Origin of the sequence: Lonepinella sp. BR2474 (assembly GCF_051851555.1) — a bacterium.
GTDB lineage: Bacteria > Pseudomonadota > Gammaproteobacteria > Enterobacterales > Pasteurellaceae > Lonepinella.
Genome location: NZ_JBPDVH010000004.1, coordinates 136,992 through 153,161 on the forward strand (window position 1 = coordinate 136,992; position 16,170 = coordinate 153,161).

The 16,170-nt window shown below is 40.7% G+C and carries 17 protein-coding genes; 12 read left to right on the forward strand and 5 right to left on the reverse strand.

The annotated features are described in order from the left end of the window. Positions 1 to 227: 227 nt before the first annotated feature. Positions 228 to 1,082: an Rpn family recombination-promoting nuclease/putative transposase gene (locus ACTG7Q_RS06710; RefSeq protein ID WP_439242169.1), complete on the reverse strand. Its 855-nt coding sequence runs from the start codon at positions 1,080 to 1,082 to the stop codon at positions 228 to 230. A 190-nt stretch (positions 1,083 to 1,272) separates the two neighbouring features. Between ACTG7Q_RS06710 and ACTG7Q_RS06715 the strand changes: the two genes are divergently transcribed. Genes ACTG7Q_RS06715 through ACTG7Q_RS06725 form a run of 3 tightly spaced genes read left to right on the forward strand, consistent with a single transcriptional unit; the run spans position 1,273 to position 6,466 of the window. Then, positions 1,273 to 2,508: a DUF2254 domain-containing protein gene (locus tag ACTG7Q_RS06715; RefSeq protein WP_439242171.1), complete on the forward strand. Its 1,236-nt coding sequence runs from the start codon at positions 1,273 to 1,275 to the stop codon at positions 2,506 to 2,508. Between the two features lie 6 nt (positions 2,509 to 2,514). Beyond that, a complete protein-coding gene (mfd, locus tag ACTG7Q_RS06720; protein WP_439242173.1) occupies positions 2,515 to 6,033 on the forward strand; it encodes a transcription-repair coupling factor in 3,519 nt (1,172 codons plus the stop codon). A gap of 40 nt (positions 6,034 to 6,073) precedes the next feature. Continuing rightward, entirely contained in the window at positions 6,074 to 6,466 is a 393-nt protein-coding gene (locus tag ACTG7Q_RS06725; RefSeq protein WP_439242175.1) for a GFA family protein, read from the forward strand. 51 nt (positions 6,467 to 6,517) lie between these two features. Here ACTG7Q_RS06725 and ACTG7Q_RS06730 read toward each other — a convergent pair whose 3' ends face one another. Then, positions 6,518 to 6,889: a cytidine deaminase family protein gene (locus ACTG7Q_RS06730; RefSeq protein ID WP_439242176.1), complete on the reverse strand. Its 372-nt coding sequence runs from the start codon at positions 6,887 to 6,889 to the stop codon at positions 6,518 to 6,520. Positions 6,890 to 7,154: 265 nt separating this feature from the next. On the opposite strand from ACTG7Q_RS06730, the gene lpcA reads away from it, so the two are divergent. The 6 genes from lpcA to ACTG7Q_RS06760 all read left to right on the forward strand — a co-directional run bounded on the left by lpcA (position 7,155) and on the right by ACTG7Q_RS06760 (position 11,816). Further along, complete coding sequence (gene lpcA, locus ACTG7Q_RS06735) at positions 7,155 to 7,739, forward strand: D-sedoheptulose 7-phosphate isomerase (RefSeq protein WP_439242178.1); 585 nt, start codon at positions 7,155 to 7,157, stop codon at positions 7,737 to 7,739. A gap of 428 nt (positions 7,740 to 8,167) precedes the next feature. Continuing rightward, positions 8,168 to 8,896, forward strand: coding sequence for an arginine ABC transporter ATP-binding protein ArtP (artP, locus tag ACTG7Q_RS06740; protein ID WP_439242180.1), 729 nt, complete (start codon positions 8,168 to 8,170; stop codon positions 8,894 to 8,896). A 30-nt stretch (positions 8,897 to 8,926) separates the two neighbouring features. Beyond that, on the forward strand, positions 8,927 to 9,643 hold the full coding sequence (locus ACTG7Q_RS06745; protein WP_439242182.1) for a transporter substrate-binding domain-containing protein: 717 nt from the start codon (positions 8,927 to 8,929) through the stop codon (positions 9,641 to 9,643). Further along, complete coding sequence (artQ, locus tag ACTG7Q_RS06750) at positions 9,643 to 10,314, forward strand: arginine ABC transporter permease ArtQ (protein ID WP_439242184.1); 672 nt, start codon at positions 9,643 to 9,645, stop codon at positions 10,312 to 10,314. The genes ACTG7Q_RS06745 and artQ overlap by 1 nt, the downstream gene beginning before the upstream one ends. Continuing rightward, positions 10,314 to 10,997 (forward strand): arginine ABC transporter permease ArtM, encoded by a 684-nt coding sequence (artM, locus tag ACTG7Q_RS06755; RefSeq protein WP_439242185.1) that lies wholly within the window; start codon positions 10,314 to 10,316, stop codon positions 10,995 to 10,997. The genes artQ and artM overlap by 1 nt, the downstream gene beginning before the upstream one ends. 393 nt (positions 10,998 to 11,390) lie before the next feature. Then, complete coding sequence (locus ACTG7Q_RS06760) at positions 11,391 to 11,816, forward strand: EamA family transporter (RefSeq protein ID WP_439242187.1); 426 nt, start codon at positions 11,391 to 11,393, stop codon at positions 11,814 to 11,816. On the opposite strand, the gene ACTG7Q_RS06765 is transcribed toward ACTG7Q_RS06760, so the two are convergent. Genes ACTG7Q_RS06765 through ACTG7Q_RS06775 form a run of 3 tightly spaced genes read right to left on the reverse strand, consistent with a single transcriptional unit; the run spans position 11,805 to position 14,107 of the window. Further along, entirely contained in the window at positions 11,805 to 12,518 is a 714-nt protein-coding gene (locus ACTG7Q_RS06765; protein WP_439242189.1) for an HAD-IA family hydrolase, read from the reverse strand. The two genes, ACTG7Q_RS06760 and ACTG7Q_RS06765, sit on opposite strands and share 12 nt — an antisense overlap. Before the next feature lie 9 nt (positions 12,519 to 12,527). Then, the gene (gene xerC / locus ACTG7Q_RS06770) at positions 12,528 to 13,412 is read right to left on the reverse strand and encodes a tyrosine recombinase XerC (protein ID WP_439242191.1); all 885 of its coding nucleotides are present in this window, start codon (positions 13,410 to 13,412) and stop codon (positions 12,528 to 12,530) included. Beyond that, positions 13,412 to 14,107, reverse strand: a complete 696-nt coding sequence (locus tag ACTG7Q_RS06775; protein WP_439242193.1) for a DUF484 family protein — start codon at positions 14,105 to 14,107, stop codon at positions 13,412 to 13,414. The genes xerC and ACTG7Q_RS06775 overlap by 1 nt, the downstream gene beginning before the upstream one ends. A 210-nt stretch (positions 14,108 to 14,317) precedes the next feature. Between ACTG7Q_RS06775 and ACTG7Q_RS06780 the strand changes: the two genes are divergently transcribed. The 3 genes from ACTG7Q_RS06780 to ACTG7Q_RS06790 all read left to right on the forward strand — a co-directional run bounded on the left by ACTG7Q_RS06780 (position 14,318) and on the right by ACTG7Q_RS06790 (position 16,148). Next, a complete protein-coding gene (locus ACTG7Q_RS06780) occupies positions 14,318 to 14,614 on the forward strand; it encodes a 5-fold beta-flower protein (protein ID WP_439242195.1) in 297 nt (98 codons plus the stop codon). Between the two features lie 63 nt (positions 14,615 to 14,677). After that, the gene (locus tag ACTG7Q_RS06785; protein WP_439242197.1) at positions 14,678 to 15,379 is read left to right on the forward strand and encodes a hypothetical protein; all 702 of its coding nucleotides are present in this window, start codon (positions 14,678 to 14,680) and stop codon (positions 15,377 to 15,379) included. Next, positions 15,372 to 16,148: an ion transporter gene (locus tag ACTG7Q_RS06790; RefSeq protein ID WP_439242199.1), complete on the forward strand. Its 777-nt coding sequence runs from the start codon at positions 15,372 to 15,374 to the stop codon at positions 16,146 to 16,148. Before ACTG7Q_RS06785 ends, ACTG7Q_RS06790 begins: the two co-directional genes overlap by 8 nt. Positions 16,149 to 16,170 lie beyond the last annotated feature (22 nt).

Here is a 16,170-nt window from a genome sequence, read left to right on the forward strand (position 1 = left end):
CAAAAATGAGAACTACGTCACAAAATTTTTGAAAAAAAAGTAAAAATTAACGGAAAACGAGAGGGATTTTAGAAAAATGATAGAGGAAAACCAGAAAATTGCCCCACACTTTCGTACGGGGCTAAACAAATCACGCCACTCCGTGGCTAAATTTTGGAGAAAGAAAAAAAGATGCGAAGCATCGTTACGATTCTTAACCCCGTACGATAGTGCAGGGTAACAAGGTATCAATTCAACAAGTTTTTAATCTCTTCCACCGATAAATCCGTAATCTCCGAAATAGTCTGTACATCAAAACCACGAGAGAGCATTTTAACTGCATTTTCTTTAGCATTTTTCAATTCACCTTGCCGTACCCCCTGCTTCACCGCATAATCCATTACTGCTTCTTCGTCCCATTTGCGTTTTAGGCTAACGTCATACATATTCTTTTCCTCCTTGCTAAAGTTGGCATATTCAGCAATGTTAAATAATTTCTCAAAAATCGGTTTTCTTAGATAGGGTGAAAGTTTGTCCAATTTTGTCATATTTTTAAGTACAAACAACCACCGTTCTAAATCGGTTTCTAGCTGTTCTTCTTTTTTGTGGAAGTTCAGCAACTCTACATAGATAAAACCCAGTCTATCATAAAATATTTCGCCTGTCTTTCGGTTGCATAAGCAAATATCGTGCAAATAATCGTCAGTATTTGAAAAGCGAAATCTGTCCATAATCACAATAACATAGACCTCACTAATTGCATAACGCCAACCACTTCGCTCACCTTTGGGAGCTTGATCACTAATGAGTTTGCTACCGTAATATAACGTACGTGCTTTAAAATTTTCTTGTGCACTGCGTTGCACTTCAATAATAAATTGGCTGTCGTCATCGGCGGTACAAATCAGGTCAAAAATCACCGCACCTTGCGAAAGAGTGTCGCCAACTTGTTCATTTTTGTTATAAGTCAGATCCTTGATGACTTTTTTGCTTTTAAATAATTCGTTCAAAAATGAAATCAGTAAATCTTTGTTAGGTTCAGTACCAAAAATGCGTTTAAAGCCGTAATCTGTGGTGAGATCGATATAACGTGAGGGTTTCATTCTGCGTCCTTAATGTGATTGAATTAAAGACAGCGTAGAACAACGGCAACAACACTGCAAATAGCCTTGTTCATTTTTGGAATACAGATCACAAAAATCGTGGTTGGAGTATGCCCGACAATGAAACCATTGCCAATCCCCCCTTTTTTCCTTTAAGATAGAGGCTATTCACGTGTTTTAGGGTATTATCATGCTTTATCGTTGGCTATTTATTTTACGCAAACCAAGTAATCGGCTTTGGTTGGCACCGGCTTATTCCGCTATTTTTGCTATCTTATTCGCTTTTGCTGCCCATCTGGCGGATACCTTCTTGCCACCCCATATTTTGCCAGAAATTCATCTTGAAGTTGTCGAAAACCTGTTAAATATCATCAGTACGTCTATGTTGGCGGTCAGTACATTTTCGCTTTCGATTATTGTTTCTGCGGTCGCCTCTGCCTCCAGTGGGGCAACACCCAGAGCAACGGATTTAGTGGTCAATGACGGAGCCAGTCGGCGTACCATTGCGAGTTTTATTTCTGCGTTAATTTACGCCATTATTGCCAAAACCGCCTTGGGGCTGGAACTCTACGCCTTAAACGGTCGCTTTATTATTTTTATTAGCACCATTGCCATATTACTTTACGTTATCATGCGGTTAATTGCGTGGGTCTATACCCTTTCTCAACTCGGTCGTATGGGCAATACTCTTGATAAAATCTACCAAAGTGCTGAACAAAGCCTGCTGAATTATCGTCAATCACCGCAACTGGGTGCCACGTGGCAAAGTAAGGTTGGTTTACAAGCCTGCCAATTACTCGCCAATGACACGGGTTATTTAATTCATATAAACATGAACAAATTGCAATCTTTAGCTGAAAAGTCAAATACTTATTTACACATCAAAGTACGGACGGGTGAATTGATTATGCCAAATACCGTTTTGGCAGAAATTGATAATATAGCGGATAATGAAAATGACTTTCGCCAAGCCTTTGTGTTGGATAAACAACGCACTTTTCAACAAGATCCTCGTTGGGGACTGATTGTGTTTAGTGAAGTGGCACAGCGTGCCTTGTCGCCAGCGGTCAATGATCCGGGTACGGCGATTATTGTGATGACAAAAGTGATGAAATTACTCATTCAGTCGCCCGAAGAAAAGTCAGAACCCGAGTTTAATCGTTTATCTATCAATGCGTTAAACTGTCAGGATTTTATTTCCGATTGTTTTGCACCGATTATCCGAGATGGCGGAGCAATACTTGAAGTCCATCTCAATATGCAAAAAGTCTTAGCGGGTATTTGGCAAAATGCCCCTGAAACCGAACTGCGAGAATATGCTCAAATCGCCGCCAAAGACTATTTACAACGTGCCAAAACCACCTTGCCCTTTGAGCAAGATTTTCTCCAATTAAAACAAAAACATGACTCCCTATTCACGCAATAAAATTTTATGAATATAGATTATTTTGATTTAACTATCCCCACTCAACCCCAAGATCACAAACTGCTCGGCAACGTCCTTGCAGGTGCAGACAGTTTTGCTTTAAGCCAAATTGCCCAGCAATATCAAGGGTTAACCGTTATCGTTACGCAAGACAGCAAAACTGCGGTGCGTTTGGAAAAACTTTTACGCCAAACTTTGCCAGCCGTGCAACTGTTTCCCGATTGGGAAACCTTGCCTTATGATGCGTTTTCGCCCCATCAAGACATTATTTCCGCACGGCTAAGTAGCCTGTTTTACTTGCAACAAGCCAAATCGGGCGTGCTGATTTTGCCGATTACTACATTAATGCAACGCCTTTGTCCGCCGTCTTTTTTAAGCCAAAATGTGCTGTTGATTAAAAAAGGTGATCGACTAAATATTGAAAAAATGCGGTTGAACCTTGAAAATGCAGGCTATCGAGCGGTGGAGCAGGTATTGGAAGTGGGCGAATTTGCCGTACGGGGTTCGCTGTTGGATTTGTTCCCAATGGGGAGCAGCGAGCCATTTCGGTTGGATTTTTTTGATGATGAAATTGACAGTATTCGCACCTTTGATGTGGACAGCCAACGTACGCTGACTGAAATTGACAAAATTAATCTGTTGCCTGCTCACGAATTTCCTACCGATAGCCGTGGCATTGAATTTTTCCGCAGCCAATTTCGGGAAACCTTTGGCGAAATCCGCCGTGATCCCGAGCATATTTATCAGCAAGTGAGCAAAGGCACGCTGGTGTCGGGCATTGAATACTGGCAACCGCTGTTTTTTGAGCAAATGGCGACCTTGTTTGATTATTTGCCGCCAAACACCCTGTTTGTGGATCTTGACGGCTATCAAACCCAAGGTGAGCGGTTTTATCAAGATGCGGAAAGCCGTTTTGACAGTCGCAAAGTGGATCCAATGCGACCGCTGTTATCACCCGATCAACTTTGGCTCAAAATTGACGAAATTAACCGCCGTTTGAAGCAATATCCACGCATTTCGTTAAAAACCGAAACGCTGAAAAAATCCATTCGGCAAACCAATTTAAGCGTAAGTCCGTTGCCTGAGTTGCAAATTCAAGCCCAACAAAAAGAGTCATTACAGGCATTACGCCAATTTATCGAACAATTTGACGGTAAGATTTTATTTTCGGTAGAAAGCGAAGGACGGCGTGAAACATTATTGGATTTGTTGGCACCGTTAAAAATTAAGCCGAAACAGATTCAATTATTTTCTCCGAATAATATGGGCGGATACGTAGATCCGCCCCTACAAGGATTGAGCGATAAAATAAATCGTAGGGGCGGACCGATGTGTCCGCCCGAAAAATTGCCGAAGTTCGGGCTACAAATTAGCCCGTTAGATCAAGGTTTCATCTTAGAAACTGCGGTCAAAATTGCCATCATTTCTGAAAATGAATTATTAGGCTCAAGAGTCCAACAACGTAGCCGTGACAAACGCAAAACAGTGAATCCCGATACACTCATTCGCAACCTTGCAGAACTAAAAATCGGACAAGCAGTGGTACATTTGGATCACGGAGTGGGGCGTTACGGCGGTTTAGTCACCCTTGAAAATGCTGGTGTGAAAGCGGAATATTTGCTGTTGACTTATGCCAACGATGCAAAATTGTATGTGCCTGTCGCCAGTCTGCATTTAATCAGCCGTTATGTGGGCGGTAGCGATGAAACCGCCCCCTTGCATAAACTCGGCAGTGATGCCTGGGGAAAAGCCCGTTCCAAAGCGGCTGAAAAAATCCGTGATGTGGCAGCGGAACTGCTTGATGTGTATGCCGAACGTGAAGTAAAAAAAGGCTTTGCGTTTCAATATGATAAACAAGACTATCAAGCCTTTGCGGCAACGTTTCCATTTGAAGAAACCCTTGATCAAGAAATGGCAATTAATGCGGTGATTTCCGATATGTGTCAACCGAAAGCGATGGATCGGCTGGTGTGTGGCGATGTGGGTTTTGGCAAAACCGAAGTGGCAATGCGTGCGGCATTTTTGGCGGTGATGAATCATAAACAGGTGGCTGTGCTGGTGCCGACTACGCTGCTGGCTCAACAACATTTTGACAATTTCAAAGATCGCTTTGCTAATTTACCGGTCAATGTGGAAATGGTGTCACGCTTTAAAACCGCCAAACAACAAAAGCAGATTTTGGACAATCTCGCTGAGGGCAAGGTGGATATTCTGATCGGCACCCATAAACTGATTCAATCGGATGTGAAATTTAGCGATCTCGGTTTGCTGATTATTGATGAAGAACACCGTTTCGGCGTGCGACAAAAAGAGAAAATCAAACAGCTCCGTGCCAATATTGACATTCTGACCCTGACTGCGACACCGATTCCACGCACGCTGAATATGGCGATGAACGGCATTCGGGATCTGTCAATTATTTCTACGCCACCAGCACGCCGTTTAACCATTAAAACCTTTGTGCGACAAGCGGACGATCTCACCATTCGGGAAGCCATTTTGCGTGAAATCCTGCGTGGCGGTCAGGTGTATTATTTGCATAATGATGTGGCAAGCATTGAAAAATGTGCGGAAAAAATCACCGCACTTGTGCCTGAAGCAAGGGTGACTATCGGTCACGGACAAATGCGGGAACGGGATCTTGAACGGGTGATGTCGGATTTTTATCATCAACGTTTTAATGTGTTGGTCTGCTCCACCATTATTGAAACAGGCATTGACGTGCCAACGGCGAATACTATTATTATTGAACGGGCGGATAATTTCGGTTTGGCTCAACTGCACCAACTGCGTGGACGGGTTGGACGTTCCCATCATCAAGCCTACGCTTATTTGCTGACACCGCCACCAAAATTGATTAGCAAAGATGCAGTAAAACGCCTTGAAGCCCTTGAAAGTTTGGATAATCTCGGGGCTGGCTTTATTTTGGCGACCCACGATTTAGAAATTCGTGGGGCTGGCGAATTACTCGGGCAAGAACAAAGCGGACAAATTGAAAGCATCGGCTTTAGCCTGTATATGGAATTGCTGGAAAGTGCGGTGAAAGCGATGAAAGAAGGGCGTGAGCCAAGTTTGGACGAACTCACCCAACAGCAAGTGGAAATTGATTTGCGTGTACCTGCCCTGTTACCTGATGATTATCTAGGCGATGTAAATATGCGGTTGTCTTTCTATAAACGTATTGCAGGGGCAGAAAACAAAGCCGCCCTTGATGAACTAAAAGTAGAATTGATTGATCGTTTCGGTCTTCTGCCCGAACCGACCCAAAACTTAATGCAAATTGCCGAATTACGATTAATGGCAAAACCGCTCAAAGTGACTAAAATAGACGGCACCGCCCACGGCGGTTTTGTGGAATTTAACCCAACGGCGGATATTGATCCGATGAAGTTTTTAGCCTTAATCAAACAGCAACCTGCAGTGTTTAAATTTGATGGACCAACGAAATTTCGCTTTACTTGCAACCTAGAACAGGCAAAAGTGCGGTTGGAATTTATCAAGAATTTGTTGGAGAGTTTGTGGTAAAATCGAACGATGATAAACATCATCAAAGGAGAATGACATCATGAAAGGTCAATGTCTATGTGGAGCAATCACGCTCACGGTTGCCGATAATCAAAACGCCAGTGTCTGCCATTGCGGTATGTGTCAACGCTGGAACAGCGGTCCATTATTTTCATTTCATAGTGGAAAAATAGAAACCACAGGAAACGAACATATTGCTTGTTATCAATCTTCCCCATGGGCAGAACGTGCATTTTGCCGAAATTGCGGTTCACATCTTTATTATCACATGCTGGGTACGCAACATTATTATGTTTCCACTGGCTTATTTTACGGGCAAACCACGTTTACCTTGGAAGACGAAATTTTTATCGACAAAAAGCCGTCTTTCTATGAACTAAAAAATGATGTACCGAAATTGACCGAAGCGGAAGTGTTGGAAAAAATGGCATAGTGATTAGATGATAGGTGGGGTAAACCCACTATCACTTGGGTGTGATCGTCATTACAAAAATGACACATCAAAATTAAACGGTAATAAATCTTTGATCGAATACGTTTTAAAAATTTCACCAGAGATAGACGCAAAATAGATTTCAATATTTTGTGCTTGTTTGGTTTCGTATTCCAAAATACTTTGCCGACAAGCCCCACAAGGCGGAACAGGGCTATTTTTCATTTCATCTTCTGGTGCACCGACCACAAATATTTTTAGAATCTTTTGATCCGGATAATTCGCTGATGCCCAATAAATAGCGGTTCTTTCCGCACATAACCCTGATGGATAGGCTGCATTTTCTTGATTATTGCCTGAAATAATTTCGCCATTTTCCAATAACATGGCACAACCTACTAAAAAAATGGGAATAAGGCGCATAGGCTTTCTTTCTCGCAGAGCTGGCAACCTCAAATAGGATTTTCTCAATATCATTTAACTCATGGCATGATTTAAAATTTTCATAGTGGATATTCAGTTGTTTTTGCATTGATTTTTCTCCTCTTGTGTGAGCGTTATTCTAACCCTTTCAACAGCATATAGAAATGATTATTATATTTTTCTTAAAAAGAATAGACCCTTACGGCCTTTTTGCTATACAATTTTAACCACCAAAATTAGCCTGATTCAATAAAAGGGGAAAATCATGTATTTAGATCAAATTAAAGCCGAACTGGTTGAGGCGCAAGATGTATTAAATAAATTCATTTCAGACGAAAACAACATTAAACTCATTCAACAAGCAGCCTTACTTATTTCCGACAGTTTCAAACAAGGCGGTAAAGTGCTTTCTTGCGGAAATGGCGGATCCCATTGTGATGCCATGCACTTTGCTGAAGAATTAACCGGCCGTTATCGTGAAAACCGTCCGGGCTACCCTGCCATTGCGATTTCTGATGTGAGCCATTTAAGCTGTGTGAGTAATGACTTTGGCTATGAATATGTGTTCTCTCGCTATGTCGAGGCTGTGGGACAAAAAGGTGATGTATTATTTGGCTTATCGACTTCCGGCAATTCTAAGAATATCTTAAATGCCATTGAGGCCGCTAAAGCCAAAGGTATGAAAATCATTGCCATGACAGGCAAAGATGGCGGAAAAATGGCAGGATTAGCCGACGTGGAAATCCGTGTTCCACATTTCCGTTATGCGGATCGGATTCAAGAAATTCATATTAAAGTAATTCATATTTTAATGATGTTAATTGAATTTGAAATGGCAAAAAATTCGTAAATTTTTGACCGCAGTTTTCCATTAAATTTTAATCACACTCATCGGGGCGGATCTATGTATCGCCCCCGTCATTTTTCCCTGCCTAAAACAGGGTCCCCGTCTTTGCCGCCTGAAAATGCTTTAATTTGTAGGAAAAGTTGTACTGTCTGAGCGTAGCGAGTTTACAACTTTTCCGTTAAGCAAATTAAAGCATTTTCAGGAAACAAGGCAAAATCGGGGTGTGTTTCTTTTGTTACTTTTCTTTGCACAAGCAAAGAAAAGTAAGGAACGTGGCGAAACCCGCTCTCAATAAACCTTAAATTATCAATAAAACCACCGCACTTCCCCCAAAACAATAAATTTTTATTCAAATTCAACATTTCATATTGCATACTTATGCAAAAATAAGTAATATATTTTCACTCAACCAATAAAGAGAATATCCACCAATGACCATTAGTGTTCAAAATCTCAATTTTTTCTACGGCTCAAGCCAAGCGCTGTTCAACATAAACCTCAGTGCAGAAGACGGTGACACCGTGGTATTACTCGGCCCCAGTGGGGCGGGTAAAAGTACGTTAATTCGTACCTTAAATTTATTAGAAGTCCCAACGTCAGGGCAATTAAGTATTGCAAATAATCAATTTGATTTATCCCAAAAAAGCGATCCAAAACAGATTTTACAATTACGTAAAAATGTCGGCATGGTGTTCCAACAATATAATTTATGGCCACACTTTACGGTATTAGAAAATTTAATCGAAGCCCCCATGAAGATCTTGGGGTTAGACAAGGAAACGGCAAAAAGCCAAGCACTCGAATTATTAACACGTTTACGTTTAGCAGAACATGCAGATCGCTTTCCATTACAGCTTTCAGGCGGTCAGCAACAACGTGTGGCCATTGCTCGGGCGTTGATGATGAAACCGCAAGTGTTGCTGTTTGATGAACCAACGGCAGCACTGGATCCTGAAATCACGGCTCAAATCGTGTCGATTATTCAGGAATTACAGGAAACAGGGATTACCCAAGTGATCGTCACCCACGAAGTGGCCATGGCTCGTAAAGTCGCCACCAAAGTGGTGTATATGGAACAGGGGCATATTGTGGAAATGGGCGACGCCAGTTGCTTTGAACATCCACAAACAGAACAGTTTAAACAGTATCTCTCTCACTAACTTTTATATTAATCACAAGGACATAACATGATGAAAAAATTACTTTTAACTGCACTTTTCGCTAGCACCGCATTTGCTGCTCAAGCACAAGATATTAGTTTCGCCATGGAAGCAAGCTATCCGCCGTTTGAAATGACCAATGAAAAAGGCGAAATTATTGGTTTGGATGTGGATGTGGCTAATGCCATTTGTAAAGAAATTCAAGCCAACTGTACTTTCCAAAATCAAGCCTTTGATGCTCTAATTCAAGGGTTAAAACAAAAACGTTTTGATGCGGCGATTTCGGCTATTGATATTACGGAAGCTCGTGCTAAACAGGTGTTATTCAGTGATGCTTACTTTGCCAGTGCAGCGACCTTTATTGCCAAAAAAGGCGTGGATTTTAATAGCATTAAAACCGTGGGCGTACAAAATGGTTCAACTTTCCAAAGCTATATTGTGAAAGAAACCCAATATACCCCGAAACCTTATGCCTCTTTGCAAGAAGCGGTATTAGACATTAAAAATGGCCGTATTGATGCGATCTTCGGCGATATGCCAGTATTGTTAGATATGATTAACAACAACGAGGGCTTGGCCTTTTCTGGTGAAAAAGTGGAAAATTCAAGCTACTTCGGTAATGGCTTAGGGATTGCGGTGAATTTGAAAAACAAAGACTTAGTCGATCAACTCAACAAAGGTCTCGCTGCCGTGAAAGCCAGTGGCGAATATCAAAAAATCTATGATAAATGGATGACGGCGAAATAATGTTTTTCGATTACTTGCCCTTAATGTACGCCGCAACCCTAATGACCTTAGGGTTAGCGGTCTGTTCGCTGATTGTGGGGTTATTTTTTTCGCTGATTTTCACCGCACTTGAAATGAATAAAGCCAGTTGTGTGCGAAAACCCACTGCAGTATTCGTCAGTTTATTACGTGGGCTACCCGAAATTATTGTGGTCTTACTGATTTATTTCGGTTCAACGGAATTAGTCGAGAAAATCACCGGTGAATATGTAGAATTTAGTGCCTTCAGTTGCGGTGTGTTAGCCCTTTCTCTGATTTTTGCCGCTTATGCATCGCAATCCTTGCGTGGGGCTATTCAGGCGATTCCAGTGGGGCAATGGGAAAGTGGGGCTGCACTGGGGTTAAGTCGGCCTTATACCTTTATTCGCTTGGTGTTACCGCAAGTTTGGCGACATGCTTTACCGGGGTTAAGCAACCAATGGCTGGTGTTGTTAAAAGATACCGCCTTGGTGTCGTTAATTGGTGTCAGTGATTTAATGCGTCAGGCAGAATTAATTAATACTCGCACCCATCAGCCGTTTACGTGGTATGCACTCGCAGGGTTAATTTATTTAGCGATTACCTTGATTAGCCAAGTGTTTATTCGCAAACTTGAAGTGCGTTTTACCCAATTTGAGCGTGGGGTGAGATAATGTGGCAAGATTATTTATCGGTGATCGCACAAGGGATCCCAGCCAGTTTGTTATTAACCGCCGTGTCGTTGACGATTGCTTTTTTATTGGCCTTGGTGCTGACCTTTTTGCTTTCCTTGGGGAATAAATGGGTAAAAAGTGCGGTGAATTTTTATCTAGTTTTATTCACTGGCACGCCGTTATTGGTACAATTCTTTCTGATTTATTCAGGACCGGGGCAATTTCAATGGATTGTGGATAGTCCATTATGGCTATGCTTATCCGACGCTTGGTTTTGTGCCATGTTAACCTTGGCATTAAACAGTGCCGCCTATTCAACCCAACTGTTTCATGGTGCGGTGAAAGCGATTTCCAAAGGCCAATGGGAAAGCTGTTCTGCCTTGGGGTTAAGCCGTTGGCAAACGCTGAAAATTTTGGTACCTTATGGCTTAAAACGAGCCTTACCGTCTTATACTAATGAGATTATTTTAGTCTTTAAAGGGACATCACTGGCATCCACGATTACGATTATGGATATTATGGGCTATGCGAAACAGTTGTATGGTACGGAATATGATGCGATTACGATTTATGGGTTGGCAGGGTTGATTTATCTTGTGATTACGGGGATTGCGACTTATTTTTTACGCCGTTTGGAAAGACGAGTGTTGCGGTTTGAGCGGTTGGAAGTGACAAAAGCGTAATTGTTTTTGCTTATTTTTATTGCTGTTGTTGGGATTATCACGATCGGATTTCGCCGATGGCGACTTACTTTTTCTTTGCTTTGCCAAAGAAAAAGTAAGCAAAAAGAAAGGCAACCCCGATTTTGCCTTGTTTCCTGAAAAGGATTCAATTTGCTTAACGGAAAAGTTGTAAACTCGCTACGCTCAGACAGTACAACTTTTCCTACAAATTAAATCCTTTTCAGGCGGCAAAGACGGGGACTTGCAGGGGCGGATCTCTGTATCAGCCCACTGAATTTAACGGACGAGTATATAGCATCCCTACAAATTATGGCGTCCTATTTTGGATACTTCGTATATGTAGGGGCGTATTGCATACGCCCTTGTGATCGTCAGAGGGTGAGGGTTAAAACAATGTTTCAAACAAATTGGCTTTGGTTCGCTATCGGTTCTGCTTTTTTCGCAGGATTAACGGCTATTTTCGGCAAACTCGGTGTAGAGGGCATGAATAGCAATTTGGCGACGTTCATCCGTACTATCGTCATTTTCTTTGTGGTAGCTGGCATTATCACCATGCGTAACGAATGGCAACTGCCCCAACATATTGCGGCTCGTCCGTTCACCTTTCTTATTCTATCGGGTATTGCCACTGGGCTTTCATGGCTTTGTTATTATCGTGCCTTACAACTTGCCCCAGCCTCTTGGGTGGCACCTATTGATAAACTCAGCGTGGTAATTGCGATTATTTTAGGCATTGTGGTGCTTGGTGAACCCTTTAGTCTGAAACTTTTAATGGGATCGATTTTGATTTTATCTGGGGTATTAGTCTTAGCTTTGTAATAAAAGCAGCTCGGCTAAATCCGTTATTTCCACCGTTGGCAATAACGTTGCATCACTAAACTGAGTAATCCCTTTGCCCGATAAATTCAACCACATCGCCTGACAGCCTGCTTGAATTGCTCCTTTTACGTCTGTGTCCAAATTATCACCCACGTGCAAAATCTCGCTCGGTTTTATACCGAAATGTTGAGCCGTTTGCTGAAATAACTCGGGTTCGGGTTTCGCTCGTCCTTGTACGCCGGCGGTTAAAACCAGCTCAAATTGATTTAATCCAATGCGTTCAGGCATCACATTGCCGTTAGTAATGACAACCAAAGGAACCTGTTGTTTGAGTTGATTGAGGACATCAAGGCTTTGTTGTGACACATCAATTTGATGTCGCCAATGGAGAAAATGTGCAATACAATCTTGCGAAATTTGCTCAATTTCCACCGCACTTTTACCGTATTTTTGCAGTAACCTATGGATCGTTTTAATTCGCCATTGGGTCACATTTTCACAGAAAATGGGATCTTGTTGAAAAATCTGTTTTTTACAGTCAAACCATATTTCATTGCTAAATTCCGCAATTTGACTGGCATTTCGCAGAAATTCAATACATTTTTGTTCAGCCTGATGAATCACTGGCACATTATCATAAAGCGTATCGTCAAGATCAAAACTGATCACTTTAAATGGGGTCAAAGTGCGGTAAAAAATCATGCTATTTTCCTATTTTCTTTTAGCTCGAGGATGTGCTTGATCATACACATCGGCTAAATGTTTAAAATCCAAATGGGTGTAAATTTGCGTGGTGGCTAAATTGCTATGCCCTAATAATTCTTGTACTGCACGCAGATCGGAACTGGCCTCCAACATGTGAGTCGCAAAAGAATGACGCAGTTTGTGCGGATTTAAATGTGCGTTTAGTCCTTGCCGAATTCCCCAAATTTCCATCCGTTTTTGAATGGAACGGTGCGACATGCGATTGCCGAGCGAACTCACAAACAAGGCCTCATCTTTCGGGTTAAATAATAACCGCACTTTGAGCCAATCTTGAATGGCGGTTGACGCATGGCGACCAAAGGGCAAAATCCGTTCTTTGTTGCCTTTCCCCAACACTCGCACTTCTCGAGTGCGTAAATTCAAACTGCTTAAATCCAAACCTTGCAATTCCGATAAACGTAACCCAGAACTGTACATCAATTCCAACATTGCCCGATCTCGCATATCAATGGGCTCTTTACTTTGATTATTCAACAGTTTAGCCACTTGCTCATTATCAATATTTTTCGGCAAATGCTTGCCTTGTTTCGGGGCAGAAATGCCGACCGCAGGATTGACTTTGAGTTGTTCTTGCACCACTAAATAACTTAAAAATTGACGCAAAGCCGACAAACGGAGAGCGAGGCTTTTTTCATGTAAGCCTGCTTTTTTGCTACTGGCTAAGACAAATCGCACCACACTTGGGGTGACCTGTTGCCATGTTTGAATGCCTTGTTCATTGAGCAACGTCAACACGGCAGTTAATTGCCGTTGGTAATTTTCCAAAGTATGCGGGCTAAGTTGGCGTTCAATCCGCAAAAAATCATAGTATTTTTGTAGCCATTGTTCCATTATTCTTTCTCACAAGCGAACAGCCAACGGTGTAAATGCAGTTCCACGATATTGACCAAATGGGACAAAAAGGCGGTGTCTTGCCCGTTGTAAAAATGTTGTGTATCTCGAGCGGAAAACAGCAAAATGCCGTTGGCTTGATGTTGATTCGGTTTCACGCCCAATAAACAGCACGCCACCGATCCCACTGGCAATTCGTCTAGGAAAAACAGCAAGGATTTTTCCCGATTGCTTAATTCGCCCAAATAAAAACGGCGTAAGCCAAAGCGTTCCAGACGAATCCATTCAAAGCCTTTGCGATCTAACCAATAATTTTCGCCGATCTGTTCCCCTTGCCATTTATCCCGAAATAACAATAACTTAACCTGTTGTAAATCAAATTTTTTCGCCCATTGATTTAACACATCCACCCCTTGTTCCAAGGTTTCTGCACAGGCTAATTTTTTCTGTAACGGCATTAAAGCAAAGAAAATATCCTGTTCTTGATGGGCTAAATTTTGAAAAATCGCCAACTCCGCTTGCAACGTTTTAATCTGTTCACGCTGGCGTTCTAATTGCATTTCCACTAAGGACAGCGACCCTTTTTGGGCATGGGGAATAACCAGATTGTCTAATAAATCCAAATGTTGGGCAAAAAAGTGCGGTGTTTTTTGCAGAAATTTTACCACCTGTTGTTCCAATTCATTTTCGTCCACAACATTATTCCTTAAGATTTCAGCCCAAAATGCGATAGCAATAAAGATACATCATTCAACCATTATTGACAATCCCAATATCCACATCAAATAACCTAATTTTAATTTTAAAAAAATTCCAATTGTGCAAAAAAAAAACGATTGTAGAATATTGTTTGTTCAATAGAACAAATTACTTAAATTTACATTTTCACATAATAGGAGTTAAAAATGGCAGGTGAATATTTTAAAGATGGTTATATTTTCGATTCTCGTCATACACGTTTAGGACGAATTAATGGGGATTATGTTGAAGATTCTCGCTTTTCTCGACTAGGGCGAATTAATGGTAACTATATTGAAGATGCTCGTTTTTCACGACTAGGACGAGTTGATGGTCAATATGTACAAAATTCACGCTATTCTAATATTGGCAAAGTTTCAGATTTTACCATTAAAGGCATTGAGCGAGAAAAAGATGCAATGATTGCCGCCGTTTATCATTTTCTAATTAAAAAAATTTTCTAACCCTAACACGTCAATGTGTTGCACCTTTTAGCACATTGGCGTGTTTTTTAAGGATATATTAAAATGCCCAAGCAAGACGATTTTTTAAGCACCATCAATGCGTTAGTTGATGAAAGTACATTAATGACACATCGTTACTATTCTTTTGATTTTTGTTATGCCCATTTTCACCCAAGCAATACCACATCACGTCATGATGTAAAATTAGGCTGCTATATTTTATGGGGCTATTTATCCAGTTGGGGCATGTTGCGAGCCAGTTTTTTATTGCAAAAAAATCCACTTTATTTAAAAGAGTTGGTGGACTTTATTCTTAAACAAGATAACGCACTTTGGGATACAGAAATTAAACCCGAGAATTTTGAGCGTATTTTGCAACTATATAAAGAGGTGAAAAAACGGATTATTGAAAATAATGAACGTGATATTGTGTTAGTCACCAAAATCTTATTAGGCGTATTTGCTATTGCTCCTGCTTACGACTTTTATTTCAGTCAAACGTTCAAAAAACTTGCCAAAACTTATTCAGACAAAAATTGTAGTTTTGGTGCATTTAATCAACATTCTTTAGAAATTATCTATCAATTTTCCCTTGAACATCAAGAAGAAATTCAAGCCTTGAAAACAAAATTAAAGGTCAAGGATTTTGCAGGCACACAAACACCTTTGACTTATAGCACGGCTAAAATTGTTGATATGTATGGATTTTACCATTCATTTAAAGATAAATTAAACCCCAACAATAAGGAACATCATCATGAATAAGGTGAATGAAAAAATTGCTTCTTTCGTCTATGGAAAGGTATTTAATCAATTTATTTTGTTGATTATTATCATCAATGCCGTTGTTTTAGGCCTAGATACTAATCCTAAATTCAGTGCCATATTTTCCGATTTAATCTATTGGAGCAATGAAATTTGTTTGGGCATATTTACCGTTGAGCTTATTCTCAAACTCTATGTTAGCAAACTCAAATTTTTCAAAAATGGCTGGAATCTCTTTGATTTTCTGATTGTATCCGCCTCGTTATTTGCTGAATCTAGCATTCTTTCCGTATTCCGTATTTTCCGTTTATTGAGAGTGTTACGGATTATTTCCGTCGTACCCAAAATGCAACGTATTTCTACGGCATTAATTAATAGCATTAAACCCATGCTCGGCGTCGCCGTTTTATTAGGCATTGTTTACTATGTCTATGCGGTTTTAATCACCAATTTATACGGTGCTGATTTTCCAGAATGGTTTGGTTCATTTAGTGAAACTTGCTATACCCTATTCCAAATTATGACTTTTGAAAGTTGGTCAATGGGAATTGTACGCCCGATTATGGAAAAAGACCCTAATGCTTGGGCGGTATTTATTAGTTTTATTATTATTGCCACCTATGTGGTTTTAAATTTGGTGATTGGTATTATTGTTGATTCCCTGAATGAAATTAAATCTGACAACAGTGAAGAACAATTACATCATCAGATTCACAATTTAGAAAAACAACTTGCTGAAATTAAAGCATTGTTACTTAAGCAAAAATAAGTAGAGAACAAACAATAAAATG

Excerpts from the sequence above, each read along its gene's own strand:
- ACTG7Q_RS06710 (WP_439242169.1), bottom strand. The coding sequence starts at position 1,082 with ATGAAACCCTCACGTTATATCGATCTCACCACAGATTACGGCTTTAAA.
- ACTG7Q_RS06715 (WP_439242171.1), top strand. The coding sequence starts at position 1,273 with ATGCTTTATCGTTGGCTATTTATTTTACGCAAACCAAGTAATCGGCTT.
- mfd (WP_439242173.1), top strand. The coding sequence starts at position 2,515 with ATGAATATAGATTATTTTGATTTAACTATCCCCACTCAACCCCAAGAT.
- ACTG7Q_RS06725 (WP_439242175.1), top strand. The coding sequence starts at position 6,074 with ATGAAAGGTCAATGTCTATGTGGAGCAATCACGCTCACGGTTGCCGAT.
- ACTG7Q_RS06730 (WP_439242176.1), bottom strand. The coding sequence starts at position 6,889 with ATGCGCCTTATTCCCATTTTTTTAGTAGGTTGTGCCATGTTATTGGAA.
- lpcA (WP_439242178.1), top strand. The coding sequence starts at position 7,155 with ATGTATTTAGATCAAATTAAAGCCGAACTGGTTGAGGCGCAAGATGTA.
- artP (WP_439242180.1), top strand. The coding sequence starts at position 8,168 with ATGACCATTAGTGTTCAAAATCTCAATTTTTTCTACGGCTCAAGCCAA.
- ACTG7Q_RS06745 (WP_439242182.1), top strand. The coding sequence starts at position 8,927 with ATGAAAAAATTACTTTTAACTGCACTTTTCGCTAGCACCGCATTTGCT.
- artQ (WP_439242184.1), top strand. The coding sequence starts at position 9,643 with ATGTTTTTCGATTACTTGCCCTTAATGTACGCCGCAACCCTAATGACC.
- artM (WP_439242185.1), top strand. The coding sequence starts at position 10,314 with ATGTGGCAAGATTATTTATCGGTGATCGCACAAGGGATCCCAGCCAGT.
- ACTG7Q_RS06760 (WP_439242187.1), top strand. The coding sequence starts at position 11,391 with ATGTTTCAAACAAATTGGCTTTGGTTCGCTATCGGTTCTGCTTTTTTC.
- ACTG7Q_RS06765 (WP_439242189.1), bottom strand. The coding sequence starts at position 12,518 with ATGATTTTTTACCGCACTTTGACCCCATTTAAAGTGATCAGTTTTGAT.
- xerC (WP_439242191.1), bottom strand. The coding sequence starts at position 13,412 with ATGGAACAATGGCTACAAAAATACTATGATTTTTTGCGGATTGAACGC.
- ACTG7Q_RS06780 (WP_439242195.1), top strand. The coding sequence starts at position 14,318 with ATGGCAGGTGAATATTTTAAAGATGGTTATATTTTCGATTCTCGTCAT.
- ACTG7Q_RS06785 (WP_439242197.1), top strand. The coding sequence starts at position 14,678 with ATGCCCAAGCAAGACGATTTTTTAAGCACCATCAATGCGTTAGTTGAT.
- ACTG7Q_RS06790 (WP_439242199.1), top strand. The coding sequence starts at position 15,372 with ATGAATAAGGTGAATGAAAAAATTGCTTCTTTCGTCTATGGAAAGGTA.